Raw genomic sequence first — 26,354 nt, 5'->3', positions numbered from 1 at the left:
GCCCGCGGATATCATGAAGCGCGTCCATCGCATGTTCAGCCCTCCCGCGCGGACTGAACTGCCGCGACCTCAATACGGAGACGTTCGAGCTCTTCGTCATGGATGCCATGCTCATGCAGGCCTTCGCAGGTCCGGAAAAGGTAGTCCGCAGAGCTGCCCAGGGCGCCGGAGGCGGTCGCAAGGCGCCGAACGACGTGCTCGCGCTCCAGACCGCCGTCGTAGTGTTCGCAAGCAGGATCGATGGTGAAGGCGATCCCGCAGCCAAAGCGCTCGCCATGCTCGTCCAGAAGATCGAGCCAGCGCGGCACGTAGGCACTCGAGAGCATTTCACGCTTCCACAGCATCGCGAGTTCGGACTCGACGATCTCGCCGGAGATCCGGAACGCTACGCCGTCGCAGTGGCCGCCCTCGTCCAGTCCGAGAACAAGTCCCGGATTGTCGAGCGAGCCGCGGCCCGCCGGAGTCGCCAAGCAGAAGGCGCGATGCCAGCCCAACACCTGGGCGACGCGACGTTCGACGAAATGGATGGTCGGATTCCAGACTAGCGACCCATAACCGAACAGCCAGACGTCATCGCGTGGTTTCGCGGCGAGCGTCCGGAGCAACGATTCTTGACGTTCGATCTCCGAAAGGATCCGGACGGTGGGCGCATCACGCGCCACGATGGCGTCGATTACGCCGGTGTTGATCAGGTCTCGGGTCAGGCAATCCAATTTCACGGCGACCTCCGTAGGTTGGTCGTCGATATGATCCAAGGAATGCTGTTGATAAACGGTGCTGAAAGCGACTGTTTGTCTCTCTTTGGGATACAATAATGGTTAGGCCGAAATAGATAAGTAAACGCAAATATTTAATTGGCACGGAACGCGATTCGGACTGACGTTACTCGAACAAAAGGGAGTGGCAATACCCTCTGCAGAGCGATAATTCAGCGGAGAATACTCTTTTGTCGCCCCGGAGATGACAGATGGCCTCCACCGAGCTTCCCATCAACGACATAGCGACGTTCGTCGCCGTCGCCCAGAACGCGAGCTTCACCAAGGCCGCCGAGAAGCTTGGCACCAGCAAGTCTAACGTCGGCAAGGCGGTGCAGCGGCTGGAGGTGAGACTTGGGACCAGGCTCCTGCAGCGGACCACCAGGGCAGTCCGCCTCACTGAGGACGGCGAGCTCTATCTCGACGCCGCGCGCGCCGCGCTGGACGGATTGAACGAGGCCGAGATCACACTCTCGGCGCGGCGCGACGAACCCGTCGGAAGAGTGCGACTCGATATTCCGATCGGCTTCGGCCGAATGCTCCTACCGGTTTTCGTGCAGGTTCGCGAACGCCATCCCAAGGTCACGATCGAGTTGTCTCTCAGCGACCGTCAGTCGGATCCGGTCAAGGATGGCTGGGACATCGTCGTGCGCGCCGGCGAATTGCCGGCCGAAGGCGATATGACCGCGAGGAAGCTCTGCGACATCCGACTCGGCCTTTATGCGTCGTCGGACTATCTAGGGCGTCATGCTCCACTTATCTCCGTCGACAATCTGACGGGACACGAAGCCATCATCTTTCGGGCGGGGTCGGGCAAAACAAGGCCGTGGACGGTGACCAACGGGAAGTGCGTGTTCAATACCGCGCCACCCGCGAGCGTCATCACGGGAGACGGGCGCGCCTTCATCGACTCGGCCATCGCCGGCATGGGCATCGCGCAGATCTTCGATCGTGTTGCGGCGATGCATGTCGAATCCGGCGAGCTCGAACACGTGCTGCCTCAGGCCGATGTTAACGGGCCTCCCGTCCACGCGCTGATCCCTGCGGGTCGTCGCATGCCGCCGAAGACGCGCGTCGTTCTCGACCAGCTCGTTGAGTTCTTCAAGAGGCCGCTCTGATTTCCGGGTCTTGTCGACGACTTCGAAGGGTATCTCTCGCGTGGTCGCTCATGACCCGCTATGAGCCGTAAGAATTGATGCGTCCACGACAGGAAGAACGCGACGGCGACGTGCGGCGGACCCTCAGGCCAGCGCTCACGCAGCGCTATCGCACAAAATCATAGTCTAGCGCACAAGAGCGTAGTTTTGGTGCCCAGGGAGGGAATCATACGCAATCACCGACACGGCGAACGGATGTTTGTCCTTAGCATGGTGACGTAAGTGGGGGGGTGTCCCGGTTCGAATCCCTCCCGGCCCGCCAACAAGGTCTAGACCAGTGCGAGGTAGGCGCTCCCTGTTCTATCCCGCACCCTGGCAGGTGCTAAGTCGATCTCGTTGAAGATGGGTCATCAGCGCGGCCGCCAGTCTTGGACAGCCTCAAACACCTTACTGGTTCGACGAACCATCGCGATGCAACTTGATCGGCTTCCTCGCGGTTGGGAGTGCCCTCGCTGACCCAGGCCACGACGCCGTCGGGCCGCATGAGCAGAGCGCTCAAGCCCAGCCGATCCTTGGCGTCACTGGCGATATAGGTGATCCGGTCGCCCCAGCGGCCTGCAAGCGCTCCAAGCGGGGCACCAGCCTCAAAGTCCAGGAACAGGCCTTTACCCGCCCTGAAGAACGCGCCGATTTTCCTGCCGTCGGCCAGTTCGAAATCGGGAACGCTGCAGCCCACGAGCGGGTGGCCGCTGCCGAGATCGTAGCGGAGGGAAACGCCCCACACGCGCTCGGCAAAATAGGTCGCGCCATCGCGCGTACCAATCAGATCGCGGAAGATGGCTTCGAGCGCGCGCGAGCTGCGCGCTGGCCGCATGATCGCGACCTGGGCGCGCGACCAGTCGAGGACGGCCGCGCCCACGGGATAGCGTTCGCTGAAATAGCTGTCGAGCAGACTATCCGGCGCACCGTCACGGATGATGGCCGCCAGTTTCCAGCCAAGGTTCATCGCGTCACCGAGCCCGAGATTGAGGCCTTGGCCGCCGAGGGGAGAATGGATATGTGCGGCGTCCCCGGCGAGCAGCACGCGCCCCTTCCGGTAAGCGGTGGCTTGGTGGGCGCGATCCGTCCAGGTGGTGGCGAGCTTGAGCGCCGTCACGGTGACATCGGCACCGGAGACTCGGCGCAGGACTGCCTGCACTTGCTCGCGGGTGATCGGCTGAGTCCGGTGGAAGGCGCCTCCATCGAAGTCGGCCATGGCGATCGTCCCGGGCCGGGCATAGGTGTACATGCCGCCTCGCGTGTAGTGATGGCCGGGCTTGAGCTTGTCCGGATTGGCGATATCGACCTCGACGGAATAGCCGGTGAACTCAGGGTCGGTGCCGCTGAATTCGAACTCGCCGGTCCTGCGCACCGTGCTGCGCCCGCCGTCGCAGCCCACGAGCCAGCGACCGCGAAAAGTTTCGCCGCCCGCGCGAATGGTCACGTCATCGTCAGATTGATCGAAACCCTCGACGCCAAGGCCGCGCCTGATCTCGGCTCCCATCGCGTCGGCCCGGGCCGCGAGAACGGATTCGAGAGAGTCCATATAGACCGCCATACGGGCGCCGGCGGGGCTTGGCAGACGATAGGGCCATGTCGAGGCATCGATATCATCGTGGAAGAACTGGATGCCGGCGAAATGGCCGGCTGGTCGGCGCGGCTGTTGCATCCAATGCGGGGCGGCCAAAGCGTCGCCGGTGCGATGCGCCTCGCCACTCCCGTCCTGCGAGCCGCGACGATAGAAGGCGTCGATGATGGGGCTGGTGGCCGCTATCTTCTGAATGTCGTCCAGCAACCCGCGCCGATAGAACGCATCAAGGCTGGGCGCCGAAAGACCGCGCAGGCCGAAAGGCGCCCCCTTCAGAGGAGAGTCCGGATGTTCGGCTTGCTCCAGCACCAGGACCGAGAGACCGGCGAGGCGCAGCTCGCCGGCGAGAAACAGGCCAACGGGGCCGGCTCCGGCAATCACGACATCATGGATCATGCGCGAATTCCTCAACAGTTGGGACGACGAGCGTGGGGCGCGGAGGGGCTAGCGGCGTGCGGCGCCTTCACGGTCGCTCTCAAGCGCGCTGGTGAAGAACTCGATGAGGCTGAAGGGGGCGCGGTCGTCGAGGCAAAGCGCCAGGATCCGGTGCGCATCTTCGGCGGCCGCCCGGCTGCGCGGAAACATCCTTGCTTCGTAGGCGGCGAGCGCCGCCTCGATGTTGTCTGGGTGTGCCGCGATCGCTGCTCCGAGCTCGGCGCCGTCTAGCATCGCGAGGTTGGCGCCCTCCCCGGCCGGCGGCGCCAGGTGCGCGGCGTCCCCGAGGAGCGTCACCCCAGGCACGCGATTCCAGCGATGTCCGGTCGGGAGGGTGTGGAGCATGCGCAGGACGGGCGCGACATCGCCCTCGGTGATCAGCGAGGTGAGCGCCGGCGCCCATCCATCGAATTCGGCGGCGATCTTTGCCGCCGCGGAGGCGGCAGTGAAATCGATGCCGGCGAACCACGCGGCGGGGCGGTTCAACGCGATATACGTGTGAAGCACGTTCCCAGCCTCGCGGTGCGCCAGAATCCCCTGTCCCGGGGCGAGCGCAAGCAAGGCGCCCCCGCCGACCGCTTCGGCCGCCGCGACGTGCCGCGTGTCGGCGTCGTACAGGTAAGTCTCGACGAACGACGTGCCGACGTAGTCGGGCTCCGCTTTGGAAAGCAGCGGCCTCACCTTCGACCAGGCGCCGTCGGCGCCAACGAGGAGCTGGCTGGTCGCAGCCGACCCGTCGGCAAAGGTGAGTTGATGCCGGCCATCGCCGAGCGCTGCGACGCCGCTCAGCTTCTTTCCCCAACGGATCGTCCGCGGCGGCAAGGAGTCGACGAGGATACGCCGCAGATCGCCTCGAAGGACCTCGGGCCGCTTGCCCGTACCGTTATCAAGCTCCTCGAACAGAACTCCGCCATGGCGGTCGAGCACACGCGAAGCCTGGCCGCCCTCGTGGATGATTGCGCGGAATTCGTCGATGAGGCCGGCCGCTGCGAGCGCGGCCTGCCCGTCGTGCTCGTGGACGTCGAGCTGGCCGCCTTGCGTCCGGGCTTCCGCCGAGGGCTCCGCCTCGTAGATCGTCGTCGGGATGCCGCGGAGATAGAGGACACGCGCGAGGACGAGGCCACCGAGGCCCGCACCGACAATCGTAACGGAGCTCATGATCATGTCCCTTCAAGAGCGGAATGGAACGCCGTTCCATTCCCTCTATCTATTGGAACATTGTTCCAATCCTGTCAAGCTGGGTGGTATGACAGCCAAGATTCGGACTGAACGGCGCACGGATGCGCTCTCCAAACCGCGGATCGTTGAAGTCGCGATCGAAATCCTCGACAGCGAGGGCGATGACGCATTGACCTTCCGAGCACTCGCGGCGCGCCTCGCGACCGGGAGCGGGGCGATCTATTGGCACGTCGCTGACAAGAATGATCTGCTCGCGGCGGCCACGGACCATGTCATTGCCCGCATCACGACTGATGCGGTGAGGGGATCGACGCCGGAGGATGTAATCCGCACACTTGCCCTCGGCGTGTTCGATGCCATCCATGCCCATCCTTGGGTGGGGGGACAGCTCTCGCGTAACCCGTGGCAGTATGCAGTGCTGAGAATGTTGGAGGGCGTCGGCAGGCAGGTTCAGGCGCTCGGCGTGCCCGAGCATGCACAATTCAACGCCACCACCGCACTCATGAGCTTCATCCTCGGCCTTGCCGGTCAGTACGCTGCAGGCGCCCGCCTGTTCCCGCGCCACACGGATCGGACGGCGCGCCGGAAAGAAATCCTTGAGGCCGTTGCAGCGAGATGGGCGCAGCTCGACCCAAAAGAGCACCCGTTCGTCCGACAGCTGGCAGCGGTGCTGCCCGAGCATGATGACCGCGAGCAATTTCTTGCCGGCATCAACCTGATCCTGGCCGGCGTAAAAAACCTCAGATAAGGCCTCGTTCAGCGAGCGGCGATGAGATCGCCGCGGAGCGTATCAAGTGGCTAATGGCGTAGGCGTGCTTTGGGCCTTCATTGGCCCGGCCTGCGCGAGGCCGAGCCGGGCTTTTGGCCGAATGGGATCACGATTTCACACGGGGACGTCCAGCGTTCGAGCCCTTGTGCGCCCACGCACGGGATCAATCGGTGACAATCGGCCCGAACGCCTCCCATCGTTCGCCTGTGAAACGCATCATTCGGAACTCCTTGACCACACGATAGTCGGTCGGGCTGGTGTTGACGGAGAGCCCCGGGAGCAGCAGATCGAGCTTCACGTTTTTCAGACTCGTCGCTTGCGCCATGACATTCTCGCGCGAGAGATTGTCGCCGCAGTTCTTCAAGACCTGCACCAGCAGCTCTGCGGCGCTATAACCATAGACCGTGAAGATGCTTTTCCGATCGCCTCCCGGATAATAGCGGTCCATAAAGGCGCTCCATCGCTTCATGCCTTCGTCATCACGCCAGGTCGGGTCAGCGGCCTCCTTGAACGAGCTCGCCGAGATGATGCCCTTTGCGTTTTCGATGCCGGCGGGGCTCAGGACCGCGTCGATCGAGGACGAGCCGACGCCAAGGAGATGAACGGGCTTCCAATCAAGCTCTGCCATCTTTCTGATGACCTGGGCGGCGAATTTCGAGGCAGCCATATTCACGAGAACGTCGACACCGGCCGCCTTGAGGCGCACGACCTGTGAGTCGACGGTCGGGTCCGTCACATCGTATGAAGCGTCACTGACGATGAGTTCGGCTGCCCCTGCGCCGAGCGCTTCCTTCAACCCCGCCAGATAATCCCCGCCGCTCTCATCGTTTTGATAGAGCAGGCCGATTCTGGCATTCGGATAGTTATCCAGGATGAAGCGCGCGTAAACGCGAACCTCCGTGCGCAGATTGGGAGCAAATCCCATCGTCCAAGGAAAGTTGATCGGATCCTCGAAACGCGTCGACCGCCCGGCCACGAAAAGCTGAGGGATCTTGCGGTCATTGAGATATTTCTGGACCACGATGTTCGAGGCATTGCCGAGCGTCTGGAATGTGAACAACACCTCATCGCTCTCTATGAGCTTGCGGACCTGCTCGACGGTCTTGGACGGCGTCGCCGCATCGTCGTAGGAAATCAACGTGATCTTGCGTCCATTGACGCCGCCATGATCATTGATCATGCGGAAGTAGGCTACCTGTACCTTGCCGATCACGGAGGACGCCGAAAGCGGACCGCTATAGGGCATCGTCTGGCCGATCTTGATCTCAGTATCACTTGCGCCTCGACCATATTGACGATCACCTGCGAGCAAGGGGGTCGTGATGAAAAGTCCGGCAGCAAGGATTGCCGCTCTGGCAGCATTCGTGCGCAGACTCTTACTCATCGCTGCAACCCCCATCGCTGGAGCGGAGCTGGTCGATCCGGGCGCCGTTCACGACGCGCATGCTTCTTGGCTAGCTGACGAGCGAACTCATCGCGCCACCCGCGAGAAAGCTGTTCGGCCGGATTGGATCAGAGCAGGCAAGCGCAGTCCAACGAGCTCTGCCCGCAGCGGGTAGGGAAATCTTCCCGATTTTCGGCAAGCCTATGATCGGCAACAACCAGCAGCGTTGGGGCAGTGTGGCGTTAGCTTCGAACCTGCGATTGCGAATCCCTTTCGATGCATCGTGAAACCCACAATTGCGAGAGCTGCCCCTTGTGCGAACGCCTGCCTCGGTTCAAATTCGGGAGGCGCAACATCCGATCTCTGCGATGTGGTCGCCAAACCCGAAAGGCGCCCCTTCCGCGTCGCCTGCGCCGATGTCGCACAAATCGGTGGTTGCGGGGCAGGATTTAAAAGTACGTAAACAGCGACCCAACGGAGAGTCCGCGAGCGCCCTTAGCGCCGATCGTCCAGCGAACACAATCCTACAAGATCGTGCTCCAGCGTGGAAAAAAGTAATTTTGGTGCCCGGGGAGAGAATCATACGCAATCACCGACACGAGGAACTGCTGTTGTCCCCAGTATGGTGGCGTGAGCGCGTGCATGGTGGAGGTAGGGTCGGGTCGAACGGAGCTCATGTTGTCAGTTGCCGACATCCGTGAAGCCGATGGTTACCTTGGTGCCTCGCTAAGGCGATCTGAGGACATTATGACAGTTATTACTCGTCTGCAAGCGCTACGCTTGTACACATTGCCTATGTGCGTCCGCACCGCAAATGAGGGCGGAGCTCCGACAAGCGGCTTGCGGCCAAATGCTGACCGCCGCACGGGTTTCAGTCCTCAAGGCTGTAGATTTCGGGCACCCAGACGACCGAGGAGTCGGAAAAAGGGCAGCTAGTGCCGGATCACCTCAGCCCGGCGGTGGGACGATAAAGTCGGTCTCTGACCAACAAAGATGGATTCCTGAGTTCAACGAATGTAGACAAATGATCGGCGCCGAGGACTTCGGAGCCGATCAGTCGAACTTTTCTCAATGAGTTGTGGCAACGTACCGCAAGGGGACGAAAGTCGTGCAAACGAAAACGAAGCGGCGCTCGGTGGAAAAACCAAAAGAAGCTGTACAGTCATACAGGCTGGATGACGCACCGGGCTTCTTGTTGCGCGTCGCGCTCCGTACCCACACGGCCATCTTTGCCGCGAAGATGATTGAAGAATTAACGGCGCCCCAATTCTCAACGCTGGCGAAATTGAGGGAGGTCGGACCTTGTTCCCAAAACCATTTGGGACGCCTGATACACTACGACTCAGCTACCATTACCGGCGTTATTAATCGTCTCAAATTACGCGGCCTTATAAAGAGTTCCGAGGATCCTTTAGATCCGCGACGGCGGGAGATCGATTTGACCGACAAGGGCAGACGAGTAGCGGACGCCGCAATCGAAACTGTCGGTGAGATTTCAAGCGAGACGTTCGCTCCCTTGACCCGGGAAGAATTTCGAACACTTACCGAAATCCTCAAGAAAATCATACGCCGCTGAGCCGGTTCCGGTCCACATTTGTGATCGTCGATAAGCCGAACTCGTGGTCAATCGTATCAGCGAACTAAGAAAAAATGACCCCGCGATTGAGCCTGGCTTCCCGTGGATCATCAACGCCCTGTTGAAACCGCGCTTCTAGGCTTCCGCAAGCACTATGTCTGAGTTGAGCGGTGATCCGCAGTGAGAAAGACGATCCGGCCGGCTGCGAGCGCTGTGCGCTGAGGGTTGAGCACAGACGCGTCGACGGTCGCCAAATTACGTCCGTAGTGAAAAACTCTGGCTTCGACGGTCAGTGTGGCTTCAAACGCCGGCCGCAGAAAATCCACCCGCATGTCGACCGTCTGAGCTGGCCGCCCGAGCAAGGTCGCCACGGCGTAAGACCCCGCGGTATCCAGCAGCGTCGCAAGAATGCCGCCGTGAACGAAGCGATGGTCCGGATTCGAAATGAATTCCTCGCGCCACGGAGCAGACAATATGATCTGGCCGGCCCCCGCGGACACGACTGAGAGCTGCATCCAGGCAGCCATGTGATTGCGAGAAAGTCGTGCCTGGAGTTGATCCAGAGACATCTCCATCTGTCTGTCGGTCGTCAAGGAGCTGGCCCGTTGTTTCTGTTGGCGAAGGATGACGGACAACGGCTATCTGCGGATCACTTTTTTCAGCAATATCGTCAGCGCCGCGTGCTCCGCCGCCGAAAGCGGCGAGAACGTTTCCCGTGAGATTTCCCTGATCGTCGCGATGGCGTCGGCTGCCACCCTCCGGCCTAAGTCAGTCAGGTCGATCGCCATGCGGCGGCGATCGAGGGGGTCGACGATGCTTTCGATGAAGCCCCGGGTCTTCAATCGATTGATCACCCCGGTGATTGTCGCGGAATCATAGTGGATGAGGCGGCCAAGATGGTTTTGCGAGCAAGGTCCAACCTCGAGCAGTTTCGCGAGAGTCGAGAATTGCGGCGCGGTCAGACCCTCGATCATCTTTGCCGTGAGGAATGCAGTATGCGTTTTCAAGGCTACGCGTAGCAAAAAGCCCGGCTTGTCGTCGAGCACGTAGCGCTCTGGCTCGTCCGCAGCAGTCACGGGTTGGATCATTTTTTTAGCAGTCTGTGTCACGCGGTGCCTTCAGTCTTGAACGGCTTTGCGTCCTCTGAACAGAGAGCGTCAGCCAAAACCAGTATCGACGAGGGCTCGGAATGAACCCTTCGCAGTCTTCCGCAAGTCTCGTGGGAGCCATAGCGGCTGCAGCGGGCAAGTCACGGCAGTGCCATATGCGTCAGCGCATGCTCGCCGGCACGAACCAAGCACATTGGCTGACAGCCAGTGCTTTCAGGACGATACACCGTGAATTCACTTGCTTGCAAGTTTTACGCTTGCATACGAGTAATTGTCAAAATATCGTCCAAACATAATGTCTGGAGAGGTAACGCAATTGGCACCCTTGGGAGGCCTAACGCGCGTTGTTCGCAAGCTCGCCCGGATGGACACATCGCTGTCCGTCGCTCTTTCTCGGCGGCGGCGATCTGTCGATCGTCGTGACCCGGCCGATCAGCGCGACATTGTCCGCACTGTGCGTCGTGGCGGTCGTTGGCCCAATCCTTGCCACGCTGTGGCGAAGAAGAGCTGCCGTTACAAAACAGGCTTAGCGCGACATTCCCATTTCCATCACCCGGCATTGCCGGGGTGACGCTCCACGGAGAACATCAGTGCAATATGCAGGCGAGAAATTCTATCCAGAGGGTGTCCGCTGGGACGAACCGATCGAAGTCGGTCTGGTGCCGGCGTTGCTGGAGGAGTCGGCGCGCAAATTCGGCGATCGCGGGGCGATTGAATTTCGCGATCGTCAGATCAGCTATCGGAAACTGAACGCAAAGGTCGCACAGGCTGCGGCCGCTTATCTGCGGGACGGCCTTGCGCGCGACACTACCATCGGGCTCTTTCTCGGCAACACGCCCGATCATCCGATCAACTTCTTCGGCGCGCTCAAGGCTGGCGCGCGCATTGTGCATCTCAGTCCGCTCGACGGCGAGATCACGCTGAAGCACAAGCTGACCGATAGCGGCGCCCGTCTGGTCGTGACCAGCAACCTGTCGTCGATTTTTCCCCGAGCGCTCGAATTTCTCGAGGCTGGCATCATCGACCGCATCATCGTTTGCGAAGATGAGGCATGGGGCGAGGCGAAGAATAAGCTGGCGTCCTACGACAAGCGGCCTGCGATCGTCACCTACGCCGAATTCATCGCCGAGGCTCGGCTCCCCGCGGCCTGGCCGGCCGTCGAACTGGATGACGTGGCGCTGCTTCAATATACCGGGGGGACGACCGGCTTGCCGAAAGGTGCGATGCTTACGCATCGCAATCTGACCGCCGCGGTCTCGATCCGGGAAGTCTGGACGCGATCATTCCGGGCGAAGCGGAATGTTGCCGAGCGTGTCATCTGTGCGCTTCCACTGTTCCATATCTATGCCCTGACGCTCATCTTGATGAAGCGGCTGCGTTATGGCGATCTGATTTCCCTGCATCAGCGTTTCGATCTCGAGGAGATCATGCGGGATATCGAGGTCAAGCGCGCGACGGTGTTTCCGGGTGTGCCGACCATGTGGATCGCCATCACCAGCCTGCCTGATCTGGACCGCCGCGATCTGTCGTCGCTGGCCTATTGCAGTTCCGGCGGGGCGCCGCTTCCGGTCGAGGTCGCCGCGATCTTCGAGCGTAAGACCGGCCTCCGGCTGCGGAGCGGCTGGGGCATGACGGAAACCGCGTCACCCGGCACGACGCATCCGTCGAATGGGCCGGATAAGCCCGGCTCGATCGGGCTGATGCTGCCGGGCATCGAGATCGACATCGTGGCGCATGACGACCCTCATCGCGTCTTGCCCGTCGGCGAGGTCGGCGAATTGCGTATCCGCGGGCCGAACGTAACGCGTGGCTACTGGAACCGGCACGAAGGGCGCTCCGAATGGTTCATCGGCGATCGCTTCCTCACCGGCGACATCGGCTACATGGATGCGGATGGCTGGTTCTATCTCGTCGATCGCAAGAAGGATCTCATCATCTCGGGTGGGTTCAACGTCTATCCGCAGCTGATCGAACAGGCGATCTACACCCATCCTGATGTCAAGGAAGTGCTGGTTATCGGCATTCCCGATGAATATCGCGGAGAGGCGGCCAAGGCCTATATCACGCTCCGGCCGGACGCTGCGGGCTTCAGCATCGATGACCTGCGCGCCTTCCTGACCGGCAAGATCGGCAAGCACGAATTGCCGGCGGCGCTCGAGTTCATCGACGAACTGCCCCGTACCAATGTCGGCAAGCTGTCTCGGCAAGCGCTGCGCGATCAACTCTCATCTCGTTCTGCTTAAACTGGAAATCATTCTATGGCTGATGCTGTTATCGTATCCACTGCGCGTACCCCGATCGGGAAGGCCTATCGTGGCGCGCTCAACAACACCGATGGTGCCACCCTGCTGGGCGCGGCCATCAAGGCGGCAGTGGCGCGAGCCGAGGTCGATCCTGGCGACATCGAAGACGTTGTCATGGGAGCGGCGATGCAGCAGGGCACGACCGGCGGCAATATCGCCCGCAAAGCGCTGTTGCGCGCAGGCCTGCCGGTCTCGGTGTCGGGCACGACCGTCGATCGCCTGTGTGCATCAGGACTGCAGGCCATCGCCATCGCCGCACGGTCGGTGATCCATGACGGTGTCCAGATCGCCGTCGGCGGTGGCGGCCAATCGATCAGCCTGGTGCAGAACGAGCACGCCAATACCTATCGCGCGGTCGATCCCGTGCTGATGCAGATGAAGCCTGACGTCTATATGCCGATGCTGGACACCGCCGAGGTGGTCGCAAAGCGTTATGCAATCTCGCGAGATCGTCAGGACGAATATTCCTTCGATAGCCAAATGCGGACCGCATCGGCCCAGACGAGCGGAAAGTTCGGCGATGAGATCGTGTCGCTATCGGCCACGATGTCGATCACCAACAAAGAGACGAAGGAAACCAGCCTGAAGGACGTCTCGCTCGCTCAGGATGAGGGACCTCGTCCGGATACGACGCTGGAAGGGCTCGCCAAGCTGAAGCCTGTGCGCGAGGGCGGCAGCATCACGGCCGGGAATGCCAGCCAGCTCTCGGACGGCGCGAGCGCGATGGTGATCATGAGCGACAAGGAAGCCGCCAAGCGTGGCTTGAAGCCGCTCGGCATTTTCCGGGGCTTCGTGTCGGCCGGCTGCGAGCCGGACGAAATGGGGATCGGTCCCATTTATGCCGTGCCGCGGCTCCTCGCGCGTCACGGTCTGCGCATCGACGACATCGACCTGTGGGAGTTGAACGAAGCCTTCGCCGTTCAGGTGCTTTACTGCCGGGACAAGCTTGGAATTGATCCTGCCAGGCTGAACGTCAATGGTGGCGCCATTTCCATGGGCCATCCCTATGGCATGAGCGGCGCCCGGCTGGCCGGTCATCTTCTCATCGAGGGACGTCGCCGCAAGGCCAAGTATGGCGTCGCCACCATGTGCGTCGGTGGCGGCATGGGAACCGCCGGCTTGTTCGAGATCATCCACTGATCCGAGCGCTGAGAAAATCGTGGCGAAGCGAGGCCCGGTCATCAGGACCGGGCTCCTAAGCTTGCGCCTGTTGAGTTCTGATGGGAGACTTGAATTGAGCGAAGTCGTCAAACTTGCGGTGACCGGTCATTGCGCGGTGATCACCATCGATGCGCCACCGGTGAATGCGCTGAGCGCGGCTGTTCGTCGTGGCATCCTCGAGAACGTCATGGCCGCGAATGCGGATAGCGCGGTTCAGGCCATCGTGATCGCCTGCGCGGGTCGCACCTTCATTGCCGGCGCCGATATCACCGAATTCGGCAAGCCCCCGCAGCCACCGGCTCTCAACGAGGTGATCGAGGCTATCGAAGGCTGCGCCAAGCCGGTGATCGCGGCCATCCATGGCACTGCACTCGGCGGCGGCCTCGAACTCGCACTCGGCTGTCATTTCCGTGTCGCCGTGGCGGACGCCAAGCACGGCCTGCCGGAGGTCAAGCTCGGCCTGGTGCCAGGCGCTGGCGGCACGCAGCGGCTGCCGCGCGCGGTCGGTCCGGAATTCGGGGTCAAGATGATCGTGAGCGGCGAGCCGATCAGCGCATCGGAAGCGCTCGAGCATGGCCTGATCGACGAGATCGTCGAGGGCCCGGCGGACGGCGCGATCGCATTCGCGAAGAAGGTTGTGGCGGAACAGCGCCCGCTGCGGCTGCTGCGCAATGACGATTCCAAGCTGGTTGCCGCAAGGGCGGATCGCTCGCTCTTTACTGCCGCCGCTGCAGCGGCCACCAAGAAGAACCGCGGCGTGAATGCGCCGCTGGCTTGCGCGGAAGCAGTGAGCTGGACGCTCGATACGCCGTTCGACGACGCGCTGAAGAAGGAGCGCGAGACGTTCCTGAGACTGGTCAATGACGACCAGTCGAAGGCGCAGCGCCATGCCTTCTTTGCGGAGCGCGAAGCAGTCAAGGTTCGGGGCCTGCCGAAGGGCGTCAAGCCGCGGCCGGTCGAGCGCGTGGCCATTGTCGGCGCCGGCACCATGGGCGGCGGCATCGCCATGTCCTTTGCCAATGCCGGCATTCCGGTGACCCTGATCGAGACCGGGGAAGCGCAACTGACCCGTGGCCTTGCCATGATGCAGAAGAGCTGGGAGGCAACGGCAGCGCGGGGCGGCATTGCGCCGGACGAGCCGGCCAAGCGCATGGCGCTGATCGACGGCAAGATCGGCCTCGACAATGTCCGGGACGCGGACCTTGTGATCGAAGCGGTATTCGAGACGATGGCGATCAAGAAGGAGGTCTTCACCGCCATCGATGCCCATGCCAAACTTGGCGCGGTGCTGGCCACCAACACCTCCTATCTCGACATCAATGAGATCGCCGCTGTCACGGAGCGCCCCCAGGACGTGCTGGGCATGCACTTCTTCTCGCCGGCCAACGTCATGAAGCTCTGTGAGGTCGTGCGCGCGGAAAGGACGGCCCCGGATGCACTGCTCACCGCAACGACAATGGCTAACCGGATCCGCAAGACGCCGGTCGTGGTCGGTGTCTGCCATGGCTTCGTCGGCAACCGCATGCTGGCCGTTCGCGGCTTGCAGGGAGAGGCCTTGCTCAAGAGCGGCGCGCTTCCGGACCAAGTGGACGCCGTGCTCACGCGGTTCGGCCTTCCGATGGGGCTCTTCGCCATGGGCGATCTCGCTGGGCTCGATATCGGCTGGCGATCGCGCCAGGACCGCGGCCTTCGCTGGGATATTGCCGACGCCATCTGCGAGTCCGGTCGCCTTGGGCAGAAGACCTCCAAGGGCTATTACCGGTACGAGCCGGGATCGCGCGCCCCGATTCCGGATCCCGAGGTCGAAAAGCTGATCGACGAAACGTGCAAGCGCCTCGGCCTGACCCGCCGCGCCATCGGCGATCAGGAAATCCTGGAGCGCATGATCTATCCGATGATCAATGAAGGCGCGCGTATTCTCGAAGAGAACATCGCCGCCCGCCCAGGCGATATAGATGTGATCTGGCTGTACGGCTACGGTTGGCCGGTCCATCGCGGTGGTCCGATGTTCTATGCGGATCTCGTCGGCCTCAAGACGATCGTCGAGCGCCTCGAATTCTACGCGCGGAGCTTGAACGAGCCGGCCTTGAAACCCACCGCGCTGCTTGCGCGCCTCGCCCGCGAGGGCTCCTCTTTTGCTTCGCTGAATGCAGCAAGGACCGCCGGCTGACCGGTCACAGCCGGCGACAGCATGCCGTGTTTGCTCGCCCCCCGACACCGGGCGAGCAACCAGTTCCGCAACAGCAGCTGCGTCTGCACAAAATGTCACATCGTTCTGGATAAAGGTTTTGCACTTGCGGGAGAGCATAGCGCTTGTGTACGAGCGATTTCCCGTTTAGCGTTCTGCGAAATGTCAACCAATGCAGTTTGGGAGGATTTCAGAACATGAATAAGCTTGTCGCGCTTTTCCTTACGCTTTTCACCTGCGTCGTGGCCGGGAGCGCCGCATCCGCTGAAGAGATTAATGTCCTGCTGCCGCAGCGAAACGCCAATGAGGCGATCGCGCCTTTCATCGCGGCAAAATATCTCGGCTATCTCGATCAGGAGGGGATCGACGCTTCCTACGTGCTGGCTGCGGGTTCGAACGAGGTGGCGATCCAGGTTGCGACTGGAAACGCACCGATCGGCTGGGCCAGCCCGGCGCAGGCGGTGATCGGTATGCAGGATGGCGCCGGCGCCGCGCCGCTGGATCTGCGATATTTTTCCGCGGTCGAATATCGCAATATCTGGTCGATTTCGGTGCCGGCCGACAGCCCTGTCAATTCGGTGGCCGAACTGAAGGGGAAGCGCATCGGCGTGACGGCGCTGGGCAGCGCCGGTATGAACTACGGAAAGGCGTATCTGCGGGCGGCCGGTCTCAATCCCGATCGCGACGTCACCTTCATCCCCATCGGTGCGGGCGGCCAGGCGATCACCGCCATGAAGCAGAAGGTGATCGACGCCATCGTCTTCTGGGAAACTGCGAATATCACGTTCGGCATCGCCGGATCGCCGGTCCGGCAGCTGCCGATCGAACAGAAACTCGCGACGTTGCCCGACGTGTCGCTGCTGGCCACGAACGAAACCATCAAGAAGAATCCCAAGCTTCTCGTCGGCTTCGCCCGCGCTTTGGCGAAGGGCCTGGATTTCTGCCTCGCCAATCGTGCGGCGTGCGTGTTGATGACCTGGAAAATCTATCCCGAGAGCAAGCCCGCGGAAGGCACTCCAGAGCAGAAGCTCGAGCGCGGTCTGAAAATGACGACGACGTGGGACGGCTGGACCGATGCCCAGTTGGGCGACAGGCGCGGTGAATTCATCGAATCCCGTTGGAACGATCTCAGCGACTTCCTGCTGCAGGGCGGGCAGATCGCGAAGCCAGTACCCGCATCGCGTATGTTTACCGCTGAATTCGTCGGCGAGATCAACAATTACGACCGTGCAGCGATCGTGAAACAGGCGAAAGAGTTCGATCTGAAGTCGCTGCAGTGAACCGCTCTTCGATCGCAGCTCCCGGCCGAGCCAACAGCGTGCAGGACCATCAATCAGTGAACGAGATTCATTCATGTTGACTTCGCCCCTAAGCGCGTCCGATGAGCCGGTGCAGCGCCGCAGCCGGACGCTCATCACGATCAAGGACGTCGAAAAAAAGTTCCTCACGCATTCCAGTGACGTCGTGACGGCATTGGCCAAGGTCAATCTCGACATCAAGGAAAACGAGTTCGTCTCGGTTGTCGGACCGAGCGGGTGCGGCAAGACGACGCTGCTTCGCATTCTCGCCGGCCTGTCGTCGGTCACCTCGGGCGAAGTGAGATTCGACGGCGATCGCCTTCGCGGTCCCCGATCCGATGCCGGTATCGTCTTCCAACAGGCGCTGCTGCTGCCCTGGAATACGGTGCTCGACAATGTTCTGCTGTCGCCTCACTTGAAGAACGATCGCTCCGAGAAAACGCAGCGCCGCGCGGAAGAATTGCTGACCTTCATGGGGCTCGCCGATTTCGCCAGAAAATATCCGTTCGAATTGTCGGGTGGCATGCAGCAGCGCGTTGCGATCTGTCGTGCGCTGATGCGCGAACCGAAGGTTCTACTGATGGACGAGCCGTTCGGCGCGCTCGATGCCATGACGCGTGAATCGCTCAATGTCGAACTGATGCGTGTCTGCTCCGAGGAGAAGAAGACCGTTCTCTTCATCACGCACAGCATTCCCGAGGCAGTTCTGCTCGGAGACCGCGTGGTCGTCATGTCGCCCCGGCCCGGCCGAATCTCCGAGATCATCGACGTCGATATCGCACGGCCGCGAAGTCTGAAGACAATGGCAAACAAGCGGTTCGGTGACATCTGCGACCAGATCCGAACCATTTTCGGTTCCGAAGCTCCGATGGTGACCTCGCTATGAAGAACGCGCGTCTGAATCTGATGTCCCCCAGCTATCAGGTGTTTGGCCTCGCGGTCGTCCTGCTCGCGGTCTGGGAAGGCATCTGCCGCTACGGCCACGTCTCGCCGCTGGTGCTGCCGGCGCCGAGCGGCATTGTGGTTCGCTTGTACGGAATGTTCGCCGAAGGATCGGTGTGGCCGCACCTCATGGTCACCCTGACCGAAGTTCTGATCGGGTTTGGCGTCGGCATCGCGTCAGGGCTCGTGGTGGGGGCGCTGGTGTCGCTGGTGCCAGCGGTCGAGAAGCTCGTGTATCCCTATCTCGTGGCGTTGCAGACGGTCCCGAAAGTGGCGGTCGCGCCGCTTCTGGTCATCTGGTTCGGGTACGGTCTGACCTCGAAAGTCGTCATCACTGCCTTGATCTGCTTCTTCCCGATCCTTGTGAGCGTGATCTCCGGTTTTCATGCCACCGATCGGGATCAATTGGACATGATGAAGGCCTACGGGGCAACGATGCTGCAGACCTTGGTGCGCCTGCGGATTCCATCCGCGCTGGTGCTGATCTTCGCCGGTCTTGAGATCGCCTCAGTGCTGGCGGTGATCGGCACCATCGTCGGTGAGTTTGTCGGCGCGCAGGCGGGCCTCGGTTACCTGATCATGACCTATAATTTCAATCTGGACATCACCGGCGTATTCGCCGTTCTGATCATCCTTTCGGCGATCGGTATGACGCTGCACAGCATCACGCGCTTCGCGGGCCGGCGATACATCTTCTGGATCCGGCGGGAGCCAGCGGCGGTGATGCCGCACTAAGACTGTCATCGCGCATCGACAAGAGGCGCAGAACCTCACTCCCGCCTCACCGAGACGGGGCAAGTGTGGCGATGCCGACAAATACTCGTTTGCTTAATCTGGAGTCGTTTCACGATGGACTTAAGCTTCACTCCCGAGGAAGTCGCGTTTCGCGACGAAGTGCGTGCCTTCTTCAGAGACAATGTCGATCCTGCGGTGCGCCAGAAGCTGTTGGAAACCCGGCACATCACAAAGAATGAGCAGGTGAGCTGGCAGCGAACGCTCAACAAAAAGGGCTGGGGCGTACCGCATTGGCCGGTGGAGTATGGCGGCACCGGCTGGGATGCGGTGAAGCAATATATCTTCCTCGAGGAGCTGCAGAAATATCCCGCGCCGGCGCCGCTGCCGTTCGGCGTCAACATGGTCGGCCCTGTCATCTATACGTTTGGAAACGAGGCGCAGAAGAAGCATTATCTGCCGCGCATCGCCAATATGGATGACTGGTGGTGCCAGGGTTTTTCCGAGCCGGGTGCCGGCTCGGACCTCGCTTCGCTGAAGACTTCGGCGAACAGGAAGGGCGATACCTATATCGTCAACGGCCAGAAGACCTGGACCACGCTGGCGCAGCATGCCAACTGGATCTTCTGCCTCTGCCGCACCGATCCCGGCGCCAAGAAGCAGTCGGGCATTTCCTTCATCCTCATCGACATGAAGGCGAAGGGCATTACGGTGCGCCCAATCCAGATGATTGATGGTGGGGTAGAGATCAACGAGGTCTTCTTCGATGACGTGGTGGTGCCAGCCGAGAACCTTGTCGGCGAGGAGAACAAGGGCTGGGACTACGCCAAATTCCTGCTCGGCCACGAACGCGTCAACATCGCCCGCGTCGGCATCTCCAAGGCGCGGATCGGCCGCATCAAGGAGCTGGCCTCTCAGACCATGGCCGGCGGCAGACCATTGATCGAGAATCCCCTGTTCCGGCAAAAGCTCGCCTCCACCGAGATCGAGCTGAAGGCGTTGGAACTGACGCAGATGCGGGTGGTCGCTGCCGAGGGCAAACATGGCAAGGGCAAGCCCGATCCGGCCTCGTCGATCCTGAAGATCAAGGGCTCGGAAATCCAGCAGACGTTGACCGAGTTGCTGCTCGAGGTCACCGGTCCGTTCGCGCTGCCATTCGTGCAAGACAATGCGCGCAGCACAATTGACGACTGGGCGTCGCCGATCGCGCCGACCTATTTCAATTACCGCAAGGTGTCGATCTATGGCGGCTCCAACGAGATCCAGCGCAACATCATCGCGAAAGCGGTGCTGGGACTGTGATCTGGCGAAACGACGTCGTTGCGAGGAGCGCAGCGACGAAGCAACCCAGAGGCCGCGAGCGAAGACTGGATTGATCTAGCGCAAGAGCGCCTCGCAATTGCGACTTCAAGCACTCACCACGCGCGTCACGCGCGATCCGAAAGAAAAGAAAATGGATTTTGATCTTTCCGAGGAGCAGCGGCTCCTCAAGGACAGCATCGACGGGCTGCTGAAATCGTCCTATGACTTCGAGACCCGCAAGAAATATCGCGCCGAGAAGGGGGGCTACAGCAAAACAATCTGGGGCAAGTTCGCTGAGCAGGGCCTGCTCGGCCTGCCGTTCTCGGAGGATGACGGCGGCTTCGGTGCTGGCCCGATCGAGACAATGATCGTGATGGAGGCGCTCGGCCGCAATCTGGTGATCGAGCCTTATCTCGACACGGTGGTGCTCGGCGGCGGCTTCCTGCGCCGTGGGTCAGGGGAGCAGCGCGCAGCGCATTTGCCGGGGATCATTGACGGTTCCAAGACCCTGGCCTTCGCTCAGCTGGAGCGCGGTTCGCGCTACGATCTCGGCGATGTCACCACATCGGCGAAGAAGAGCGGCTCGGGCTATGTGCTCAACGGCGAGAAATTCGTCGCCGGTCATGGCGACACCGCCAGCACCATTGTCGTCACCGCCCGCACCGCCGGCGGCCAGCGCGACGCCAAGGGCGTCGGCGTGTTCCTGGTGCCCGCCAATGCCAAGGGCGTCGATATCCGCGGCTACGAGACCCAGGACGGCAGCCGCGCCGCCGATATCAAGCTCGACAATGTCGAGGTTGGCGCTGATGCGGCGATTGGCGATGCCGAGGACGGTCTGCCCATCGTCGACCAAGTGGTCGATGACGCCCGCATCGCGCTGTGCGCCGAGGCGGTCGGCGCGATGGAGGAGGCTTTGAAGATCACTGTCGAATATATCAAGGAACGCAAGCAGTTCGGTGTCGCCATCGGCTCGTTCCAGGCGCTGCAGCACCGCGCCGCCGACATGTTCACCGCGCTGGAGTCCGCGCGCAGCATGTCTTACTTGGCCTCGATGGCGTCGAGCTTCACCGATCTCGACGAACGCGCCAAGACGGTCGCGGCGGCCAAGGTGCAGATCGGACGCTCCGCGCGCGTCGTAGGCCAGAGCGGTGTTCATCTGCATGGTGGCATTGGGGTTACCATGGAATATCGCATCGGCCACTACTTCAAGCGGCTGACTATGATCGATCACCAGCTCGGTGACACCGATTTCCATCTGGCCCGCATTGCCGCGACGGGTGGGATCATCGGGTGATTCATACGGCCCGTGGCGCCAATGTGGGTCATGGGCATCGCGCTGTTGGTTGTCCGAGGATGTCATTCGGCCCTTTAATTGCGGTTTGTTGTCAAGCTTACCTTTCTGAGCTTGCCCACGGCACAGTGTGGCGCTCGCGCGGTCGGAGCCGGTCAGGGGTGCGGCGACGGCGCGGGCGCGGCTGATACACCTCTATTGACCCCCTAAGCCGCGAGATCGGCGTCCAAAATTGACCACCTAACGTTGGGCTGTTGTGCTGCCTGGCCTTGGAATGAAGCAGGTGGTCAGGCTGGATCCCGTCAACATGATCTAGCAATATATGGGTCGCGCGGTTCCGAGGGGAAGGGACCCTCGCTTACCTGAATTGGGAGCAGCGAAATCTGCGGTCAGAACGAAGGCAGTTTGATGTGTGACCGTTGGACAGTCCCTTCGCCAAAACCGTCAACGAACTGACCCGAGCCGCAGCCATTGGGAATATTGCTTCGGAGACACTAGATGACTTTTCAAAAATTCGGGCGAGTATTTGAGACACTGCGGGGCGGGCTGGTCGAGCAGCTGGAAGCGTTGCAGCGCAACCTAGCTCAATATCCGCCTATCGATCACCCGATGGACGTCTCGGAATACGAGACACTTAGCCCGTTTGGGCCGCCTCAGAACGGTCAGCTTCGCGGCCGACCTCGCGATGATGAATTGGGTCGTCAAATCGCTCACAGTGTCCTATTGGACCGCCTTCTGGCGTCCGACCGGCTTTGAGCGTCCAATGCTTCGGGCGATCCCTCTCTTCCTCACCGCCCAGATATGCCGACGCCATCGGACATATCGACTTCAATGCCTTTGCCGGCCCCATGATTGGCAACACTATCTTTCTCGGCATTGAAGTCGCGACTTATCGTCCTTGTGTTCCTCACTGGAGTCGTTTTGGCATGGCTCGCGGATCGCGCGGGCACGCGGATATGGATAGTGCTGGCTGTCATCGCGATGCTGTTAGCGAACTTTGCAATTTCGCGGACGTCGCCTCAGGCCCGATCATTCTCGCCCTCGGCCTGGGACTGCAGAACTCCGGCGCCAACCGTTTCAACGGGGTGTTGCTCAACCGCGTTCTCATAACCGGAAACCTGCAAAAGCTTGGCGAGGAGATCGTGCACCGGTTCTGGCCAACGAAGGGCACGGCATCGCACGGTGCGGGTCTTTGCGCGGCGCCTAGATCGGCTATGCGATCGGCGCGCTACCCCGCGCTCTGGCGATTAGCCGCCTTGGCACGCGATTGCTGGTGCGGCGGCGATCCTGCCGTTCGTCATGATGGGGTAGCGAAACCAACTGCACCCCACCGGGCCTGAAGACCACGCCAGATTTTAACATGGCCGAGCGTGACGATCCTCAACCGCCCTGAAGCTTGAAGCTGTCTTCCTTCTTCGCATCGTTGATAATGACCGCTCTATCGTAGTTGTTGATACCATCTATAAACTTGTTCGTTAGAACGTGATCGATAGGCAGGGGAGCCGGTAAGACCTTCTGGTCGACGAAGAAGTTGATTAGCCGATTCCAATCGTCAGGGACTAACGTGCCGTGCTTGTCACCAATCTTAGGCGTATTCCAAATGCCGAGCCGCGCCTGATTGACGATTACCCCTTCCTTAAGCGCTGCGGCCCTATCTGGGTTTTTGGATGCGGCCTCGGGATACGCTTTCCAAGTTATCAGAACCGCCGCTTCCGGATTCGCCATTGAGTAGTCGTAGCCCTTTGCAACGGCCCGTCCAATTCCCGTTAGCATCTTCGGATTGCTCTCGATCGTCTGCCTGCGGGCCAGCAATCCGACATCCGGTAGCGAGCGCAGATTTTCCGCTACCGGTAGTTCGCGAAGGTCGAGGCCTGAGAACTTGAACTTGGCTAGCGCGGCATCCCAGTAGACGAGGCCGTCAACGAATTTCTCACGGATCGACGTAACGGCTTGCGCTCCCACACCTATCGGCAGAAAGGAAATATCCTTGTCGGGATTCAGGCCGGCGGCCTGTACAAACGCGCGGCCAAAGGTCGTGCCAGCGCTTCCCATTGATTGGACGCCCAGCTTCTTGCCTTTCAGGTCGCTGAGCGCTTTGATTGGGCTATCAGGTAGCACGGCGACCGACCAGATATTCGAATAGTAGAGCCCGTAGAAGTACCGAATGTCGAGCTTTCCGGACTGAACCCCAACCAGAGCTTCGCCTGGAGAGGCGGCGCCGACTTCCGCATTGCCCGCCGAGACCTGGATTGCCGATTCGTTGGAGCCACCGACGGCGATCAACGTAACGTCGTAACCTTCGGAAGCGAAATACCCTCTTTCCTTCGCGACGACGAATGGTGAAAAAGCCTCATCGATATTGCGGACTGGGATCAGTACCCGGACTTTCTCGAGTGCGTTTGCGGCGCTGAAGTCACACACAGCAGCAGCAACGATCATCGATGAAAGAAACAGGCGGCGCAGGGAACGTCTAATCGGCATATCCGACTCCTTTTAGGATCGCTTAAGTCATTACCGGCGCTTCGCTACGACGGATCCAGAAAATGTAACGACGAGCCGCGTAGCGCATGAGGCCATGCATCGCCAAACCGATCACCGACAGGACGACGAGAACTGCAAAGACGCCCGGAACATCCATGCTGAAATTCAGCGTAACAACGAGATATCCCAATCCAACTTGCGCACCAACGAACTCTCCCACGATCGCACCGATGACTGCGAGCACTGCAGCAATCTCCAATCCGGCAAAGATCAAAACCAACGCTGAAGGAATTCTCAGGCGAACGAGAACCTGCCACTTCGTCGCGCCGAACGCCTTCATCATGTCCAACTGATCTTTATCCGTTGAATGGAATCCGGCGATGACGCTGACGAGGACAGGAAAAAAGCAGACAAGAGCCGTAATGACGACTTTCGAAGTCAATCCATAGCCGAACCAAATGATGAAGAGTGGCGCTATGGCAATTTTGGGCAGCGTCTGAAGAGCAACCAGATAAGGATAGACGAGCCGCTCGAACGCCGGGATTAGGGATATCATCGCGCCGACGACTAGGCCGGCGATACAGCCGAGCACAAACCCTAGCAAGATTTCGAAAAGCGTTGCCCAGAGATGAGGCCAGATCGTACCGCTTTCAAACAAAGCGTAGAGGCGCACAACGGTAGAACTCGGCGTCGGCAGGACGATCGGCGAGATATCAAACAGGCGACATGCACCTTCCCAGACGGCTAAAAGTACAACCGCGAGCACAATCGATTGAAGCCGGTTTTTGTTTGATGAGGTTTTGCTCATAGCGAGGTCGCCGTCATTGATTGTGCGCCGAAGATTGTACGGATGTGATCGCAGAGCTCGCCAAACCGCGGCGTCGCCATCGTTTGGAGGCCGCGGGGACGACCGACATCAACGTCGATGACTTCCGATATTCTTCCCGGCCGCGGGGACATGACAACGACGCGATCGCCAAGCAGGACGGCTTCCGGAATGCTATGGGTGATGAAGACGACGGTCTTCTTCTCTTCCGACCAAACTCGCATCAGCTCCATGTTCATGGCTTCGCGAGTCATTGCATCGAGCGCACCAAACGGCTCATCCATGAGCAAGATGCGCGGTTCGCGCATCAAAGCGCGGCAAATCGACACGCGCTGCTGCATGCCGCCTGACAGTTCAAACGGATATTTTTCCGCAAAATCCTGCAGGCCCATGAAGGACAAGAGTCCTCGAGCGCGCGTAACAACAGCTTCAGATTTATCGTGCCGGAGCCTTGCGGGAAGCAGAACGTTCTCAAGCACTGTATTCCATGGCAACAACGTCGCCTGCTGAAAGACGACTCCTACATCGGGACGCGGCTCGGTAATCTGCGCGCCCGCGCATTCCGCCACGCCCGACGTCGCCTGCTCCAGTCCCGCTAAAATGCGCAGCAGCGTCGTCTTGCCGCATCCGCTCGGCCCCACGACCGAAATGAATTCGCCCTCGCGAATGTCGAGATTGACATTCGTCAGCGCATTTACCGTCTCACCTGATCGCGTATTAAATCGCTTTTCCAAATTAGCGATTCTGATCATTGCCGGCCTCGCGGGAATATCAGCAACGCGTTCACCATCCCTGTTTTTCAGCTGGGCGCTCGAACCAATCATCCCTAATCCACTTCGCCTTAATCTGTCGCGCCACATACGCGACGATTTGGTCTATGTTGACCAGGAAGTTAACTGGGCTTTTTAGGATTTGTCTAGCTACAAATGTCTTTTGCTGCAAAGCATTCAGGCAACACGCAACGCGAATTGCCTAATTGTTGTAGCTTCTGCAAATTCGACACGACCAAATGTAGCGAGAGGCGACGAATTCTCTGTCGTCACCTCATCTAACCAGTTGGCCTTCAATCATAAATGCGGATGTTAACGGAACGGAGCGCAGCTCTCGGAATGGCGTGCACTGCACTCGATTTGTGCTGCGCGCACAGTCTTATTTTTCAAGACTCGACCTTGCGTCGTTCGCGCGCATCGATTTCGAGAGATTTCATTCCAGCTTTTTGGCGCAACATATCTTCTGGATCGAAGATGCAGAATTGCAGGACAACGTTTGTCACGTGACGGACCCAGTGCTGGCGCGAACTGACAGAACTGAGATCACGGCCAAGGGCAATTTCCAAGGTGTATTGATTTGAGAGATAGTGATAGCATAGCGACGACAGCGTCAGATAAACCAGCGTGGGATCGAGATCCGCCCGGAATATCTTATCCTTCCGCCCGCGATCGAGAATGAAACTGAGGGTCTCGACAAGCGGATTGTACAGATCCCGAATCCGCTTCGACTTTCGAATGTATTTGCCGCGATGCTTATTTTCTTCGTTGAGCAGCCGAATAAGATTCGGATTGCTTTCGAGAGCAACAAACGTGTGCTCGATCAGCTGCTCCACTGCGAACATTGGATCGCTTGCGCGGATGGATAAATCCCGCTGCTGATCACGAAACGCTTCGTACATCTTTTCAAGCGAAGCGACGAACAATCCCTCCTTGGACTTGAAATAGTAGTACAGCATGTTCTTGCTGAGATTGCACCGCTCAGCAATCCGATCAACGCGCGCCCCTTCGAATCCAATACGACCGAATTCCTCCATGGCGAGCTTCAGAATCTTTTCCCGAACACGAGCTGGATCGCTACTTCGACGCGCCAAGACGGTCTCCCTTATCTTCGATAGCTGAAGTGAAAACT

Annotated in this window: 23 protein-coding genes; 13 read left to right on the top strand and 10 right to left on the bottom strand. The window is 60.2% G+C overall.

The features are described 5' to 3' along the window. Nucleotides 1-35: 35 nt before the first annotated feature. Nucleotides 36-812 (bottom strand): gamma-glutamylcyclotransferase, encoded by a 777-nt coding sequence (locus OZ411_RS03055; protein ID WP_282526743.1) that lies wholly within the window; start codon nt 810-812, stop codon nt 36-38. A gap of 155 nt (nt 813-967) precedes the next feature. On the opposite strand from OZ411_RS03055, the gene OZ411_RS03050 reads away from it, so the two are divergent. Continuing rightward, entirely contained in the window at nt 968-1,873 is a 906-nt protein-coding gene (locus OZ411_RS03050; RefSeq protein WP_130578880.1) for a LysR family transcriptional regulator, read from the top strand. A 361-nt stretch (nt 1,874-2,234) separates the two neighbouring features. On the opposite strand, the gene OZ411_RS03045 is transcribed toward OZ411_RS03050, so the two are convergent. After that, nucleotides 2,235-3,890, bottom strand: coding sequence for an FAD-dependent monooxygenase (locus OZ411_RS03045; RefSeq protein WP_282526742.1), 1,656 nt, complete (start codon nt 3,888-3,890; stop codon nt 2,235-2,237). Nucleotides 3,891-3,923: 33 nt separating this feature from the next. After that, nucleotides 3,924-5,075: an NAD(P)/FAD-dependent oxidoreductase gene (locus OZ411_RS03040; protein ID WP_282526756.1), complete on the bottom strand. Its 1,152-nt coding sequence runs from the start codon at nt 5,073-5,075 to the stop codon at nt 3,924-3,926. 1 nt (nt 5,076) lies between these two features. On the opposite strand from OZ411_RS03040, the gene OZ411_RS03035 reads away from it, so the two are divergent. After that, a complete protein-coding gene (locus tag OZ411_RS03035; protein WP_349016970.1) occupies nt 5,077-5,841 on the top strand; it encodes a helix-turn-helix domain-containing protein in 765 nt (254 codons plus the stop codon). Nucleotides 5,842-6,025: 184 nt separating this feature from the next. Here the strand turns inward: OZ411_RS03035 and OZ411_RS03030 are convergent, their stop codons facing one another. Beyond that, the gene (locus OZ411_RS03030) at nt 6,026-7,246 is read right to left on the bottom strand and encodes an ABC transporter substrate-binding protein (protein ID WP_282526741.1); all 1,221 of its coding nucleotides are present in this window, start codon (nt 7,244-7,246) and stop codon (nt 6,026-6,028) included. 1,108 nt (nt 7,247-8,354) lie between these two features. On the opposite strand from OZ411_RS03030, the gene OZ411_RS03025 reads away from it, so the two are divergent. Further along, nucleotides 8,355-8,822, top strand: a complete 468-nt coding sequence (locus OZ411_RS03025; RefSeq protein WP_282526740.1) for a MarR family winged helix-turn-helix transcriptional regulator — start codon at nt 8,355-8,357, stop codon at nt 8,820-8,822. Nucleotides 8,823-8,974: 152 nt separating this feature from the next. Here OZ411_RS03025 and OZ411_RS03020 read toward each other — a convergent pair whose 3' ends face one another. Together OZ411_RS03020 and OZ411_RS03015 are read right to left on the bottom strand one after the other, a co-directional pair. After that, a complete protein-coding gene (locus OZ411_RS03020; protein WP_282526739.1) occupies nt 8,975-9,457 on the bottom strand; it encodes a PaaI family thioesterase in 483 nt (160 codons plus the stop codon). 3 nt (nt 9,458-9,460) lie between these two features. After that, entirely contained in the window at nt 9,461-9,931 is a 471-nt protein-coding gene (locus OZ411_RS03015) for a MarR family transcriptional regulator (protein WP_282526738.1), read from the bottom strand. 590 nt (nt 9,932-10,521) lie between these two features. On the opposite strand from OZ411_RS03015, the gene pimA reads away from it, so the two are divergent. From pimA to OZ411_RS02965, 10 genes are all read left to right on the top strand, one after another. Beyond that, on the top strand, nt 10,522-12,174 hold the full coding sequence (pimA, locus tag OZ411_RS03010) for a dicarboxylate--CoA ligase PimA (RefSeq protein WP_282526737.1): 1,653 nt from the start codon (nt 10,522-10,524) through the stop codon (nt 12,172-12,174). Nucleotides 12,175-12,189: 15 nt separating this feature from the next. After that, nucleotides 12,190-13,374 (top strand): acetyl-CoA C-acyltransferase, encoded by a 1,185-nt coding sequence (locus OZ411_RS03005; protein WP_282526736.1) that lies wholly within the window; start codon nt 12,190-12,192, stop codon nt 13,372-13,374. A 94-nt stretch (nt 13,375-13,468) separates the two neighbouring features. Then, nucleotides 13,469-15,565, top strand: coding sequence for a 3-hydroxyacyl-CoA dehydrogenase NAD-binding domain-containing protein (locus OZ411_RS03000; protein ID WP_282526735.1), 2,097 nt, complete (start codon nt 13,469-13,471; stop codon nt 15,563-15,565). 215 nt (nt 15,566-15,780) lie between these two features. Further along, entirely contained in the window at nt 15,781-16,863 is a 1,083-nt protein-coding gene (locus OZ411_RS02995; protein WP_282526734.1) for an ABC transporter substrate-binding protein, read from the top strand. A gap of 73 nt (nt 16,864-16,936) precedes the next feature. Then, on the top strand, nt 16,937-17,767 hold the full coding sequence (locus OZ411_RS02990; RefSeq protein WP_282526733.1) for an ABC transporter ATP-binding protein: 831 nt from the start codon (nt 16,937-16,939) through the stop codon (nt 17,765-17,767). Continuing rightward, complete coding sequence (locus OZ411_RS02985; RefSeq protein WP_282526732.1) at nt 17,764-18,558, top strand: ABC transporter permease; 795 nt, start codon at nt 17,764-17,766, stop codon at nt 18,556-18,558. Before OZ411_RS02990 ends, OZ411_RS02985 begins: the two co-directional genes overlap by 4 nt. 114 nt (nt 18,559-18,672) lie before the next feature. Continuing rightward, entirely contained in the window at nt 18,673-19,857 is a 1,185-nt protein-coding gene (pimC, locus tag OZ411_RS02980) for a pimeloyl-CoA dehydrogenase large subunit (RefSeq protein ID WP_282526731.1), read from the top strand. A 151-nt stretch (nt 19,858-20,008) separates the two neighbouring features. Beyond that, nucleotides 20,009-21,151, top strand: coding sequence for a pimeloyl-CoA dehydrogenase small subunit (gene pimD, locus OZ411_RS02975; RefSeq protein WP_282526730.1), 1,143 nt, complete (start codon nt 20,009-20,011; stop codon nt 21,149-21,151). A gap of 495 nt (nt 21,152-21,646) precedes the next feature. After that, nucleotides 21,647-21,904, top strand: coding sequence for a hypothetical protein (locus OZ411_RS02970; protein ID WP_282526729.1), 258 nt, complete (start codon nt 21,647-21,649; stop codon nt 21,902-21,904). Nucleotides 21,905-21,996: 92 nt separating this feature from the next. Beyond that, nucleotides 21,997-22,488, top strand: coding sequence for a hypothetical protein (locus OZ411_RS02965; protein WP_282526728.1), 492 nt, complete (start codon nt 21,997-21,999; stop codon nt 22,486-22,488). Nucleotides 22,489-22,528: 40 nt separating this feature from the next. Here OZ411_RS02965 and OZ411_RS02960 read toward each other — a convergent pair whose 3' ends face one another. The 4 genes from OZ411_RS02960 to OZ411_RS02945 all read right to left on the bottom strand — a co-directional run bounded on the left by OZ411_RS02960 (nt 22,529) and on the right by OZ411_RS02945 (nt 26,316). Next, nucleotides 22,529-23,629 carry an ABC transporter substrate-binding protein gene (locus OZ411_RS02960; RefSeq protein WP_282526727.1) on the bottom strand — a complete coding sequence of 367 codons (1,101 nt, stop codon included), beginning with the start codon at nt 23,627-23,629 and terminating at the stop codon, nt 22,529-22,531. Between the two features lie 22 nt (nt 23,630-23,651). Continuing rightward, nucleotides 23,652-24,437, bottom strand: coding sequence for an ABC transporter permease (locus OZ411_RS02955; RefSeq protein WP_282526726.1), 786 nt, complete (start codon nt 24,435-24,437; stop codon nt 23,652-23,654). After that, complete coding sequence (locus tag OZ411_RS02950) at nt 24,434-25,279, bottom strand: ABC transporter ATP-binding protein (protein ID WP_282526725.1); 846 nt, start codon at nt 25,277-25,279, stop codon at nt 24,434-24,436. Before OZ411_RS02950 ends, OZ411_RS02955 begins: the two co-directional genes overlap by 4 nt. Nucleotides 25,280-25,611: 332 nt before the next feature. After that, nucleotides 25,612-26,316 carry a TetR/AcrR family transcriptional regulator gene (locus tag OZ411_RS02945; protein ID WP_282526724.1) on the bottom strand — a complete coding sequence of 235 codons (705 nt, stop codon included), beginning with the start codon at nt 26,314-26,316 and terminating at the stop codon, nt 25,612-25,614. Nucleotides 26,317-26,354 lie beyond the last annotated feature (38 nt).

The organism is Bradyrhizobium sp. Arg237L, assembly GCF_029990105.1.
GTDB lineage: Bacteria > Pseudomonadota > Alphaproteobacteria > Rhizobiales > Xanthobacteraceae > Bradyrhizobium.
Note: the sequence above shows the minus strand (reverse complement) of the source record. Positions and strands in the feature narration are given on the sequence as shown.